The following is a 13,412-nucleotide window of genomic DNA, read 5'->3' on the forward strand; positions in this document are numbered from 1 at the left end:
GTGTGGTGTCACTTTAGTCGCCATAATTTGCAGCTCTGTGCCGACATATTGACAGAGATATGACCTTTATAATCAACCTGTTCTGTGTCATCTAGCAACGATATAACTTGGCTAACCTCCAAGCCCAGTTGCCACATAGGTAAATCGATTGAACATTCATTACCACTGAGATTAATCATAACAACGACTGCTTCACGACCTAGTACACGTGCGTACGCCAACTGGTTGTTAGTGCAATGCAGCCATTGAATACAGCCCGACTGTAAAGGCTTACATTGTTTACGTATCTTGATCCATTGTTGGTAAAGCGATAGCCATTGTGAACTTTCGATTTCATTCCAAGGAAAACAGCGACGATTATCCGGGTCTAGACCTCCTTCTAGACCGACTTCACTCCCGTAGTAAAGACAAGGCGTGCCAACGTAAGTCATAAGCATTGCTAGCGCGATGTTCATTTTACGCTTATCACCATCAACCAGTGTGATAAACCGAGCAGTATCGTGACTATCGAGTTGATTTAGCTGCGATAGCTGATTAGAAAATGGGATTTTTGCTCTGGCTTCGTCCAACCATGCTTTAAACTCCAAACCATCAATGTTGATTGGATCGTACATAATGTCTTGTCGTGCGATAAAAGCTCGAACTGGATGAGCAAAACCGTAGTAGTTCATCGCCCCATCCTCTTGATCACCTTGCAACCACTGCGTTGCTTCAAAAAAGTGCTCACCTAACACATAAGCATTCGGGTTTACTGACTTAGTCGCATTACGAAACGCTGCCACATAATGAGCATTGTTTTTCGCGCCGTCTCCTTCGCCAAGCATATGGATTACATCAAACCGCCAGCCATCAACCAAGTACGGTGGCTTCAGCCAATACTTGATGACAGACTCTTCACTTTGGTAGATGTAGTCGCGCACCTGTTCATTTTCAAAGTTCAGAACCGATAAGTTACCAATGCCTTTCCAACCAATGTAGTGATTGGTTTCGCCTTCGAAAAAGTAGTAATCACGGAACTTTGACTGCGGATTGCCATACGCTCCTTCTCCTTTTTGTTCGATATCAAACCAAGGATGATGCACTGACGTGTGGTTAAACACCGCGTCTAAAACAATCTTCATATTCTTACCACGGATTTTCTCACACAGTTCAGCAAACTGATCGTTGGTGCCGAACATAGGGTCAACAGTGAAGTAATCGGTGGTGTCGTATTTATGATTACTTGGTGAAGAAAAGATCGGATTAAAATAAAGCGCAGTAACGCCGAGCTGTTCAAGATAGTCCAACTTTTGCTCCACACCTTTGAGGTCGCCGCCAAAGAATTCACGTGCCCCGGTATTTTGGTGAGAGCCTACCGCGTCTCCCCACGCCTTGACGATCGATGCAGAATCATACTGAGCATAAGCGTGGCGAATATCGGACTCACTTTTACTAGCAGAAAAACGGTCAGGAAAGATTTGATAGAAAACTTGCTCTTGGACCCAGCTTGGTGGTTGATGGTTTACATTCAACTTAAAGTGGAACTCTTTGGGTGGAATACGCTTTTGTACGCCTCGTGCATCGAGCCAGTATTGTTGTCCGTCTTTGAGGAGCTTAAACACATAATGTGTGACATCTCGATCTCGATTTGGTCGAAACGATGCCTCCCATAGTAACAATTCCCCAGCTGTTCCAATTTGAGCCATGTCGACCAGATATTCTTCATTGTCCGGCTCAATACGCACATAGACGGAATCAAAATCCAATGTCTCGGTTTTCAGTCTGACTGTAATTTGCTCGTCATTAAAAGCTAAACCATCAATAGTTTGACTATGAAAAATAAATGGCAGGTTCATTATGGGCACTCCTCGTCATCGGATATGCCACTATGTTATTGAAGAATTAGAGACAAGAAATCCTCCTTGCGAGTTGACATATCAGCCAATTTTCCCAAGGAGGATCACACTTAGTAGGCGTAGTGACTTGTCGGATACCGCTTAGTTCAACAAGAGACTGTCATCTGCCAGCTCTTCACCACGCACTTTGGAGAACATATCCAACAAGTCTGGTACTTGCATGTTAGCGCGCTGCTCTCCAGCCACATCAAGCACAATTTCACCTTGGTGAAGCATTACGGTCCTATCGCCACATGCTAATGCGTCTTTCATCGAATGCGTCACCATCATCACTGTTAAATCGAACTCATCGACAATACGTTTAGTTAAGTCGATAACAAACGCCGCCATACGAGGATCAAGCGCAGCCGTGTGTTCATCAAGCAATAACAGCTTACTCTCCGATAACGTCGCCATCACAAGGCTAACGGCTTGTCGTTGTCCACCAGACAGCAACCCAATGCTATCGCCCAAGCGGTCTTCTAAACCAAGACCGAGGATGCTAATTCGCTCTTGGAACAGCTTGCGACGTTTAGTAGAGAGCGCCAACCCCCAGCTGCGTTTTTTACCACGCATGTGCGCTAGAGCCATGTTCTCTTCTATCGTAAGTTCACCACAAGTCCCGGCCAATGGATCTTGAAACACTCGGGCGCATTGCGTCGCACGTTGGGCAACCGTCTGCTTGGTGACGTCTTTGCCGTCAATGATAACCTGACCACCTATCATCGGCGTCTCACCTGTCACCGCACCAAGCAACGTCGATTTTCCTGCGCCATTAGAACCAATCACGGTAAGAAATTGATGCTCTGGAACCTCTAAAGAGACGCCTTTCAATGCACGATTTTCCAAAATCGTCCCAGGGTTGAACGTGACCTGAATATTATTTAGTTCGATCATAATGCCTCCCCAGAACCATTTTTTGATGCCGCTTGTTTAGCATCAGTAACGCGTTGTTTCGCTCTCATGCTCTGTTTTAGCTTTGGAGCAATAAGCGCCACAGCCACCAATACTGCGGTAACAAGGTTGAGGTCTGAAGCTTGTAAACCAAACATGCCAGAACTCAAAGCGAAAGCTACTGCAAGGCGATAAAGTACCGAACCGATGATGACCGCAAACACCGCAACCCAAATCTTGCGCCCGGGAATAAGGGTCTGCCCCAAAATCACAGCTGCCAAACCAACGACAATGGTGCCCACGCCAGAGGTCACATCCGCAAAGCTGTTCGTTTGTGCAAACAACGCGCCTGCGAATCCCACAAACCCGTTGGATAAAGCCAAGCCAAAGTAGGTATAAAAGCCAGTGCTCGCCCCTTGCGCAGAAACCATACGCGCATTCACACCCGTGGCTCGTAAACCAAGACCAAAGTCGCTGCTCAGCAGGCGAATGACAAAGAAAGCGGACAGAAGAACTAAGACCCCAACAACCAGAGGGCGAATAAACATCGCATCGCCCAATGCTTCAAACGGAGTGAGAATAGTATCCTCTCCAAGCAACGCCATATTAGGTTTGCCCATAATACGAATATTAATTGAAAATGCAGCGATCATGGTAAGAATGGAAGCTAACAGGTGTAAAATACCACACCGAACAGCCAGAAAAGCGGTTACCCACCCCGTCATACTACCAGCTATCATCGCCATTATTGTCGCAAGCCAAGGATTAATACCTGCGACAATCGCCGTTGCAGCCACCGCCGCTCCCATTGGAAAGCTGCCATCCACACTCAAATCGGGGAAATCGAGAACACGGAACGTAAGATACACACCCAGAGCGACTAGGCCATAAATCAAGCCAATTTCGAGTGCGCCAAAAAAAGCAAATGCAGACATAACTGCTCCTTTCTGCATGCTCAGGCTGGCTAATACCAACCTGAACGTAAGACTTCTAACGTATACTCCCCTTCTTCTCTAGCAGAATGCTCTACACGAGAAATCCGGCGAATATCAATTTTGGGGCAAGCGTCTACCAACCAACGTGACGGTCTTTACCCCAAAAAGCGTTACTTATTGCATGCTTGTCGCACGTTCAACCACAGAACTTGGCAGCTTGATACCGAGCTTAGATGCTGCGCTTTCATTAATTACAAGGTCAGAGCCCGTCGCGACTTTTACATCCAGCTTGCCTGGTTCTTGACCATCAAGAATCGCCGCCACGTAATCCGCGGTTTGTACACCAACCTGGTAGTAGTCAAAACCTAAGCCTGCAATAGCACCCTTTTCGACATACGACGTCGCGCCACCAAATACAGGTTTCTTCGCTTGATTCGCTGCCACAATCATCCCTTCAATCGCACTTGCAACTGTATTGTCTGTTGGGGCGTAAAGAATGTCTGATTTCGCTGCAATCGCTTGAGTCGCAGACTGAACATCAGCACTTTTTAGTGCGGTCGCTTCAACCACTTGTATGCCTTTTGCTTTTGCGCTTTCTTTTAGTAATTCAACTAAAGTCACGGCATTAGCTTCACCGGGATTAAATACAACCCCGATGCTTTTCACCTGAGGAAGAATTTCTTGGATGAGATCGACATGCTGAGCAACGGGTGAAAGATCAGACAGGCCAGTTACGTTTTTGCCTGGTTGTTCCATCGACTTAACCAATTTCGCACCAACCGGATCTGTTACCGCAGTAAAGACAACAGGAATAGAGCGAGTAGCCGACACCAAAGCTTGTGCCGAAGGTGTCGCGATGCCAACTAACACATCAGGATTTTCGCCGACGTACTGACGGGCAATTTGCACCGCAATCGCTGGATTACCCTGTGCGGTCTTATAATCAAATTCTAGATTTTTGCCTTCTTCGTAGCCTTTCGCTTTCAAACCATCAAGTAACCCTTGGCGCGTCGCGTCTAACGCCGGGTGTTCGACAATCTGTGAAACTGCGACAGTTGCAGTGGCGGCCAGTACATTGGTAGAAGAGAAAATAGCAGTAGCTGATAGAACGGCAGTGGCTAATAAACGTTTCGTTTTCATCATAACTCCTTGATGTGACTTCGTCCTTGTTTCACGAGCTTTCAATATGTGTATCGACTCGTGAATTCAAATGTTTGAAGGCGGTATTGTTGTGTTCATATAACTGTGCACTTCTTGCGCATCTTGTTTTTATTATTACTACTAAGTCTTAGTAAAGAAAAGAAAGATTTAACACTAAAGCAACATTTGTGATCGGGGGGACTTCTTCATCCGGAAAGAATCTTTGGTAAACAAAGCTTCGCTCGCTTCATCAACGACCGTCAAAGTAGGTAATAGAGGCAGGATCAAAAATGGAGCGGCCAGTGCACACTCCATTTCAAACAATTTAAATTAGAACCAACGCTCTAATGACGATTTATCGAGCTGGCGAAACGCTCGGTTCAGTATTATCGCAAGCTCTTTGTAACGAGGGCGAGCTTTGACAGGCTCTAATGCAAAACCTGTTTCCACAATTTTTTGATGCAACTCCCGATACCAAGAGGCCAAAGAAGGCGGCAATTTCGTGTTGGATCGAGCACCAAGCCACCAAATGCCTTGAAGTGGCAAGCTAATCGCAAACAAGGCGACAACAATGGATTGAGGTAACGCGTGGTAATTGTTGAATGCCATTTGAGTGAGTACGCTGATCGCAGCAACGGCCGGCATGACTTTAATGCCAAAGCGAGTCGCCTTAATGATACGCTGTTCCGGAAATATGGCGCTTAGCTCTTTACGAACCGGCCAGATCTCCATGTAATTCTGGCCATCTTTCAGGCTATGGATCAATCCGACTTTATTACTCATACCGCTCTCTCACTAAAAAATAGTTGAACATTTCAACTGAAGGTACAAAAAATTGATGAAAGTTAATATTCTTTCAAATTTTTTTTGTTATCATTGCTTATTATCGCTATCCTTTGCAGACCCTCAATCTCATTGTTGCTGTTATTTACAATTTAAGCAACTCCGAGATATCTATCTGCACGGATCGCATCATAGTGATGGAAGGGTTCATCACTATTTCTTTATATGGAATTAGAACAATTTTTGACCAGGATTAGTACGCAGCCTTCTGGGTATCGGCTATTCTTGTGATTAATTTTTCATTCTTTAACTGATTTTTTTATCAGACGAATAACAGGTAGTCATACATGTCTAAGCTAGTTTTAGTTTTAAACTGCGGTAGTTCTTCTCTTAAATTTGCCGTTGTTGATGCCGAGAACGGCGACGAGCACTTGTCAGGTCTTGCTGAGTGTCTTCACCTTCCTGAAGCTCGCATCAAGTGGAAACTTGATGGCAAGCACGAAGCTCAACTAGGCAATGGTGCAGCTCACGAAGAAGCACTAGCGTTTATGGTAGAAACTATTCTTGCTTCTAAGCCAGAGCTTAAAGCTAACCTAGGCGCAATCGGTCACCGTATCGTTCACGGCGGCGAGCAGTTCACTCAATCTGCACTAATTACTGATGAAGTTCTAAAAGGTATTCAAGACGCTGCAACATTTGCACCTCTTCATAACCCTGCTCACATCATCGGTATCGAAGCGGCTAAGAAAAACTTCCCAGAGCTGAAAAACGTTGCTGTATTTGACACTGCGTTCCACCAAACTATGCCTGAAGAGTCTTACCTATACGCTCTTCCATACAACCTATACAAAGAACACGGTATCCGTCGTTACGGCATGCACGGTACTTCTCACTTGTTCATCACTCGTGAAGTTGCAGGCCTACTAAACAAACCAGTTGAAGAAGTAAACATCATCAACTGTCACCTAGGTAACGGCGCATCTGTATGTGCGATCAAGAACGGTCAATCTGTAGACACTTCTATGGGTCTTACTCCACTTGAAGGTCTGGTAATGGGTACTCGCTGTGGCGACATCGACCCTGCTATCGTCTTCCACCTACACGACGCTCTAGGTTACTCTGTTGATCAAATCAACACGATGCTAACTAAAGAGTCTGGTCTTCAAGGTCTAACTGAAGTGACTTCTGACTGTCGTTTCGTTGAAGACAACTACGGTCAAAAAGAAGAAGCAACACGCGCAATGGACGTGTTCTGCCACCGTCTAGCTAAATACGTTGCTGGCTACACTGCTTCAATGGAAGGCCGTCTAGACGCAATCACTTTCACTGGCGGTATCGGCGAGAACTCTGGCCCTATCCGTGAAATGGTTCTAAACCGTCTTGGCATCTTCGGTATCGAAGTAGATAGCGAAGCTAACCTTAAAGCTCGCTTCGGCGGCGAAGGCGTTATCACGACTGAAAACAGCCGTATCCCTGCAATGGTTATCTCTACTAACGAAGAGCTAGTCATCGCTGAAGACACTGCTCGCCTGACAGGTCTTTAATTGAATTCCTGGCTAGCCACTCGGCTAGCCAGTTTTCATTCAAACGAATTTCTTAGGGGCTCAACTCCTATTCTTCGAGCTTCATGGAATAAGAGTTGAGCTTTTATCCCCCAAATAGCTAAAGGTACTCTACGAATGTCTCGTACTATTATGCTTATCCCTACTAGCGCAGGCGTTGGCCTAACAAGCGTTAGCATGGGTGTTCTTCGCGCTATGGAGCGTAAAGGCGTTAAAGTTTCTTTCTACAAGCCAATCTGTCAGCCACGTTCAGGTGGTGATCAGCCAGATCTGACTTCAACTATCGTTGGTCGTAACAGCGATATGAAGATCGGTGAACCAATGGCGATGTCTGTTGCTGAAAGCCTAATCGGTAACGACAACATGGACGAGCTGCTAGAAACCGTTGTTGAACGTTACAACCAAATCAACAAAGACGCAGACGTTACGCTAATCGAAGGTCTTGTACCTACTCGTAAGCACCCATTTGCAAACCAAGTAAACGCGGAAATCGCGGCAACACTTGGTGCAGAAATCGTGCTAGTTGCGACTCCAGGTACTGATAACCCTGCGCAACTGAAAGAGCGTATCGAAGTAGCATGTTCTAACTTCGGCGGCACTAAAAACAAAAACATCTCTGGTGTTATCATCAACAAGCTAAACGCTCCTGTTGACGAAGCTGGCCGTACTCGCCCTGACCTATCTGAAATCTTTGACGATGCAGACAGCGCGAAACAAAACGAATTGAAAGTGATGGAAATTTTCAACACTTCTCCAATTCGTGTACTAGGTTGTGTGCCATGGAGCATTGATCTGATTGCGACTCGTGCAATCGACATGGCTAAACACCTGAACGCAGATATCATCAACGAAGGTGACATCAACACTCGTCGCATCAAGAGCATCACTTTCTGTGCACGTTCTCTGCCAAACATGATTGAGCACTTCAAACCGGGCTCTCTACTTGTTACTTCTGCAGACCGTCCTGATGTTATCGTTGCTGCTTCTCTTGCTGCAATGAACGGTGTGGATATTGGTGCTGTACTGCTAACTGGCGGTTACGATATCCCTAGCGAAATCGAAGGCCTATGTAAACCAGCATTCGACACTGGTCTACCTATCTTCAAAGCACAAGGTAACACTTGGCAAACGTCTCTAAACCTACAGAGCTTCAGCATCGAAGTACCTGCAGACGATAAAGAGCGTATCGAGTTCATCAACGAACACGTTGCTGGCCACATTGACGGTAACTGGATCGAGTCTATGACTGAAGGCACTCAGAAGTCTCGTCGTCTAAGCCCACCAGCGTTCCGTTACCAGCTAACTGAACTTGCTCGTAAAGCAGGTAAGCGTATCGTTCTTCCAGAAGGTGACGAACCACGCACAGTTAAAGCAGCGGCAATCTGTGCTGAACGCGGCATTGCAGACTGTGTACTTCTAGGTAACCCAGATGAAATCCGTCGCGTAGCGGCTCAACAAGGCGTTGAGCTAGGTACTGGTGTAACCATCATTGATGCAGATGCTGTTCGTGAAAACTACGTTGCTCGCCTAGTTGAGTTGCGCGGTGCTAAAGGCATGACTGAAGTTGTGGCTCGTGAGAAGCTACAAGATTCAGTATTCCTAGGCACAATGATGCTTGAGAACGACGAAGTTGACGGCCTAGTTTCTGGTGCTGTTCACACTACGGCGAACACTATCGTTCCTCCGTTCCAAATCATCAAGACGGCACCAAATGCGTCTATCGTATCTTCAGTATTCTTCATGCTTCTGCCTGATCAAGTACTGGTTTACGGTGACTGTGCAATCAACCCAGATCCAACTGCTGAACAGCTTGCTGAAATCGCTATCCAATCTGCTGACTCTGCAGCAGCATTCGGTATCGAACCACGCGTTGCAATGATCTCTTACTCTACTGGTGAATCTGGTAAGGGTGCAGACGTTGATAAAGTACGTGAAGCAACAAAACTGGCTCAAGAGAAACGTCCTGATCTTATCATTGACGGTCCTCTACAGTACGACGCTGCTATTATGGAAAACGTTGCTGCTTCTAAAGCACCAAACTCTCCAGTTGCAGGTAAAGCGACAGTATTTGTATTCCCAGACCTAAACACGGGTAACACAACTTACAAAGCGGTACAACGTTCAGCTGACCTAGTATCTATCGGTCCAATGCTGCAAGGTATGCGTAAGCCTGTAAACGACTTGTCTCGTGGCGCGCTAGTAGACGACATCGTGTACACCATCGCTCTAACAGCTATCCAAGCAGACCAAGAAGCTAAATAATCGCTTCTGACATCTAGTTGGATATAGATACAAAGCCCTCGATTCGTCGAGGGCTTTTTCTATTGCTGGCCAGAACACTTATTTGTTTTTTATACCAATCACTGCACAATCTATAATTACTGGTGCACAAAGCTTTTCTTCCTATCGCCCCCCATACCTAATCGACATTGCTCGTGCTTGTTATTACACCGATTGACCCACTCCCAAAAATGCATTGGCTCCAAAGCAGCACGGTCCCTGTTCAATTTATCGACATTATTTACGTTTTAGCTAAACTTTTTTGCTAGGAAATACGTAAAAGCTACTGCAATGCACAAACTCATTGACTGCTAAGGAATATATATGAAGGATTTCATCAATACATCACTGATAAAGTTTGGTTTAGCTGCGTTTCTGATTAGTTTTTCTTCATTCAGCTTTTCCGCCCCGAGTATTAAAGGCGTCGATCAAGATATGTCCGGAGGAACGGTGACCGCTGAAATGGCTCATGCTGATGACAATGGGTGGATGGTTGTCCACCGAACAGACGAATCAATGAAGCCTGGTCCTGTTATCGGCTACGCTCCGTTAAAAATGGGAAAGAATGAAAACGTAAATGCAATTTTGATGGAACCAGTAGAATCAGGCGATATGCTGATGTTAATGGTCCACGGAGAGAAAGGTGGCATGAAGACTGGTGTGTTTGAGTATACGCTCGGCGCTAAAGAGGACGGTCCTGTAAAAGTGGACGGAAAGCTAGTGATGGACATCGTACGCGCTAAGTAAGGTGGCGATGAATGAAAAAGTAAACTTCCTACTCCCGGTATTTAGATGACACAAAAGTACTTAACGGCATTGCTAACCGTTAAGTACTTTTTCATTTGCGATGGAAGCAGCAAACTAGCCAATCCTTTCTCTTCCATGAGGAGTATTTAGGTCTAAATCAGGCCCTTTTGGTACAACTTGCGTCGGATTAATCCCAGTGTGGCTGAAGTAGTAGTGGCGTTTAATGTGATAGAAATCCGTCGTTTCTTCGACGCCTTCGACTTGATATAACTCTTTTAAGTAGCCTTGTATATTTTCGTAGTCTGCGATGCGCTGCTTGTTACACTTGAAATGCCCCACATACACCGCATCAAAACGAATAAGAGTCGTAAACAAACGCCAATCAGCCTCAGTAATTGTGTTCCCTGCTAAGTAACGATGCGTCGCTAAGTGAGCATCGATTTTATCTAACGCATTAAACAAAGAATCAAACGCTTCTTCATACGCCTCTTGTGTAGTCGCGAAGCCACAACGATACACTCCGTTGTTGACATTCGGATAAACAAAATCGTTCCACTCATCAATAACGTGTTTTAGATGATCTGGATAGTAGTCGTCGTGATTCCCTGTTAACGCATTGAATTCCGAATTGAACATGCGAATGATCTCTGACGACTCGTTTGACACAATAGTATTGGTCTTTTTATCCCAAAGTACAGGCACGGTTACGCGGCCCGTGTAATCGGGTTTGGCCTGCGTGTAAATTTGATACATGCGCGTGTGACCAAACAATGGCTCAGGAAGCCCCATTTGCCAACCTTGGCTGAGCATATCAGGGCAAACGACCGTGACATCAATATGTGGTTCTAAACCTTTCAGCTTGCGGAAAATGAGGGTTCGATGTGCCCACGGACAAGCAAGAGAGACATACAAATGGTATCGACCGGACTCTGGTGTAAACTCCGCATCAGGGTCGTTTTTAACCCAGTTACGGAATCCGGCATCTTCGCGCACAAATTTGCCACCATTTGATTTTGTGTCATACCAGACATCTTGCCAAACACCTTCAACCAACTTACCCATGATTGCTCTCCTCTCGTTCTGTTTGTGTCTATATTAGCGTTTCCTATCAAACAGAGAATCATCGAACTTAGGACATCATGTTCAAGAAATTCGAATGTATAAATCAGACACATAAAAAAAGCGCGACCCGATGAAGGTGTCGCGCTTAAGCCCGTCACAGGCTGAATTTATACACTAACGTGTAAACAAGATACCGCGTGAACGTCATTACCTAAAATGGTTGGCTTTGTCTTCGCACACTCTTCGGTTGCTTGTGGGCAACGAGTGCGGAATACACAACCCGACGGTGGGTTGATAGGTGAAGGAAGATCACCCTCTAGCATTTGGATTTTCTTATTGCGCTCAATATCCGGGTCCGGGATCGGAACCGCAGACATCAGCGCACGCGTATATGGGTGCTTAGGATCAGCAAACAGAGCCTCGGCCTCGCCAAGTTCCACGGCATTACCTAAATACATAACTAAAACGCGATCTGAAATGTGTTTAACGACAGACAAGTCATGCGCAATGAATACCAGAGAAAGCCCTAACTCTTTTTGAATCTCTTTAAGTAGGTTAACCACCTGAGCTTGAATAGATACATCAAGCGCCGATACTGGCTCGTCACAAATGATCATCTTAGGCTTAAGGATAAGCGCACGCGCTATCCCGATACGCTGACACTGACCACCCGAGAACTCGTGTGGGTAACGGTTAATCACGTTAGGTAATAGGCCAACTTTCGCCATCATCTCTTTAACGCGATCTTTCACTTCCTGCTTAGACAGTTCTGGATAGAATGTCTCAAGAGGTTCAGCAATGATATCACCAACAGTCATACGCGGATTCAGCGATGCCAATGGGTCTTGGAAAATCATCTGAATTTCTTTACGCGTCTCACGGCGCTGAACGCTTTTCATTTTAGTAAGGTCTTGACCCAACCAAACTACTTGGCCGTCAGTAGCTTCAACCAGACCAATGATGGCACGAGCAAACGTCGATTTACCACAACCTGATTCACCTACTACACCAAGCGTTTCCCCTTCGTATAGTCGAACGTTCACGCCATCTACCGCTTTCAGGCTCGAAGGCTTTGACCACGGCCATGCCGACTTTGAGGCAATGCTGAAGTGAACTTTCAGCTCAGAAATGTCCAGAATTAGTTTTTTGTCTACTGCGTTCATTTGTTCCAAGCCTCCCATTCAGAAAAACATGCACGCTGACGACCATCACCAAATGGTGTCAGAATTGGCGCCTCGCGCTTACAACGATCCATCACACGGTGACAGCGCTCTTGATAAGGGCAGCCCGGCGGTAGACGAAGCAAGTTTGGTGGATTACCAGGAATGGTCGGCAGAATTTCACCCTCAGTATCGAGGCGAGGAATCGCCTTCAGCAGCCCCTCCGCATAAGGATGGCTTGGATTGTAGAAAATTTCGTTTACGTTGCCGTACTCCATAGTACGGCCTGCATACATCACCAGCACCTTGTCACACGAACCTGCAACCACACCAAGGTCGTGCGTGATCATGATGATCGCTGTGTTGAACTCAGATTTCAGCTCATTCAACAAGTCCATGATCTGTGCTTGTACCGTCACATCAAGTGCTGTTGTTGGCTCATCGGCAATAAGCAGTTTAGGACGACATAACAACGCCATCGCGATCATTACACGCTGACGCATACCGCCTGAAAACTCATGCGGGTACATCGTGATACGCTTACGCGCTTCAGGGATTTTTACCGCTTCCAGCATGCGTACTGATTCTTCAAATGCTTCCGCTTTGCCCATGCCTTTGTGCAGCATAAGCACTTCCATCAACTGATCACTCACTTTCATGTAAGGGTTCAGTGATGTCATTGGGTCTTGGAAGATCATTGCGATCTGTTCCGCACGCACTTTGTTCAGTTCTTTTTCTGGTAAGTTTAGGATTTCTTTGCCTTCAAACTTTGCGCTACCAGAAATAATACCGTTCTTAGCCAAAAGGCCCATGATTGCGAATACGGTTTGAGATTTACCTGATCCCGACTCTCCAACGATACCTAAGGTTTCGCCTTGGTTGAGAGAGAAGTTCAAATCGTTTACTGCGGTTACGATACCATCTTGCGTGGTGAATTCGACGCGCAGATCTTTGACATCTAATAAGCTCATCATT

The 13,412-nt window shown here is 45.8% G+C and carries 11 protein-coding genes; 3 read left to right on the forward strand and 8 right to left on the reverse strand.

What is annotated here, in order from left to right; all coding sequences use genetic code 11:
• Positions 1-8: 8 nt before the first annotated feature.
• The 5 genes from malZ to yfbV all read right to left on the reverse strand — a co-directional run bounded on the left by malZ (position 9) and on the right by yfbV (position 5,626).
• The gene (gene malZ / locus R7F07_RS01000; protein ID WP_171342880.1) at positions 9-1,835 is read right to left on the reverse strand and encodes a maltodextrin glucosidase; all 1,827 of its coding nucleotides are present in this window, start codon (positions 1,833-1,835) and stop codon (positions 9-11) included.
• A gap of 141 nt (positions 1,836-1,976) precedes the next feature.
• The gene (locus R7F07_RS01005; RefSeq protein ID WP_005387275.1) at positions 1,977-2,771 is read right to left on the reverse strand and encodes an ABC transporter ATP-binding protein; all 795 of its coding nucleotides are present in this window, start codon (positions 2,769-2,771) and stop codon (positions 1,977-1,979) included.
• Positions 2,768-3,703, reverse strand: a complete 936-nt coding sequence (locus R7F07_RS01010) for an ABC transporter permease (RefSeq protein ID WP_033905762.1) — start codon at positions 3,701-3,703, stop codon at positions 2,768-2,770. The genes R7F07_RS01005 and R7F07_RS01010 overlap by 4 nt, the downstream gene beginning before the upstream one ends.
• A 174-nt stretch (positions 3,704-3,877) precedes the next feature.
• Complete coding sequence (locus tag R7F07_RS01015) at positions 3,878-4,843, reverse strand: ABC transporter substrate-binding protein (protein WP_017633858.1); 966 nt, start codon at positions 4,841-4,843, stop codon at positions 3,878-3,880.
• A gap of 330 nt (positions 4,844-5,173) precedes the next feature.
• Positions 5,174-5,626: a terminus macrodomain insulation protein YfbV gene (gene yfbV / locus R7F07_RS01020; protein WP_005380809.1), complete on the reverse strand. Its 453-nt coding sequence runs from the start codon at positions 5,624-5,626 to the stop codon at positions 5,174-5,176.
• A 347-nt stretch (positions 5,627-5,973) separates the two neighbouring features.
• Between yfbV and R7F07_RS01025 the strand changes: the two genes are divergently transcribed.
• The 3 genes from R7F07_RS01025 to R7F07_RS01035 all read left to right on the forward strand — a co-directional run bounded on the left by R7F07_RS01025 (position 5,974) and on the right by R7F07_RS01035 (position 10,215).
• Positions 5,974-7,170, forward strand: coding sequence for an acetate kinase (locus R7F07_RS01025; RefSeq protein WP_005380807.1), 1,197 nt, complete (start codon positions 5,974-5,976; stop codon positions 7,168-7,170).
• A gap of 135 nt (positions 7,171-7,305) precedes the next feature.
• The gene (gene pta, locus R7F07_RS01030) at positions 7,306-9,450 is read left to right on the forward strand and encodes a phosphate acetyltransferase (RefSeq protein ID WP_033905765.1); all 2,145 of its coding nucleotides are present in this window, start codon (positions 7,306-7,308) and stop codon (positions 9,448-9,450) included.
• Between the two features lie 342 nt (positions 9,451-9,792).
• Entirely contained in the window at positions 9,793-10,215 is a 423-nt protein-coding gene (locus tag R7F07_RS01035) for a hypothetical protein (RefSeq protein WP_005380804.1), read from the forward strand.
• A 114-nt stretch (positions 10,216-10,329) separates the two neighbouring features.
• Here R7F07_RS01035 and R7F07_RS01040 read toward each other — a convergent pair whose 3' ends face one another.
• The 3 genes from R7F07_RS01040 to R7F07_RS01050 form a co-directional block, all read right to left on the reverse strand.
• A complete protein-coding gene (locus tag R7F07_RS01040) occupies positions 10,330-11,277 on the reverse strand; it encodes a glutathione S-transferase family protein (protein ID WP_005387267.1) in 948 nt (315 codons plus the stop codon).
• 167 nt (positions 11,278-11,444) lie between these two features.
• Positions 11,445-12,458, reverse strand: coding sequence for a murein tripeptide/oligopeptide ABC transporter ATP binding protein OppF (gene oppF / locus R7F07_RS01045; RefSeq protein ID WP_005387265.1), 1,014 nt, complete (start codon positions 12,456-12,458; stop codon positions 11,445-11,447).
• On the reverse strand, positions 12,437-13,408 hold the full coding sequence (locus tag R7F07_RS01050; RefSeq protein ID WP_005380792.1) for an ABC transporter ATP-binding protein: 972 nt from the start codon (positions 13,406-13,408) through the stop codon (positions 12,437-12,439). The genes oppF and R7F07_RS01050 overlap by 22 nt, the downstream gene beginning before the upstream one ends.
• Positions 13,409-13,412 lie beyond the last annotated feature (4 nt).

The sequence above is a fragment of the Vibrio sp. YT-16 genome (assembly GCF_033337405.1).
Classification (GTDB): Bacteria; Pseudomonadota; Gammaproteobacteria; order Enterobacterales; family Vibrionaceae; genus Vibrio; species Vibrio alginolyticus.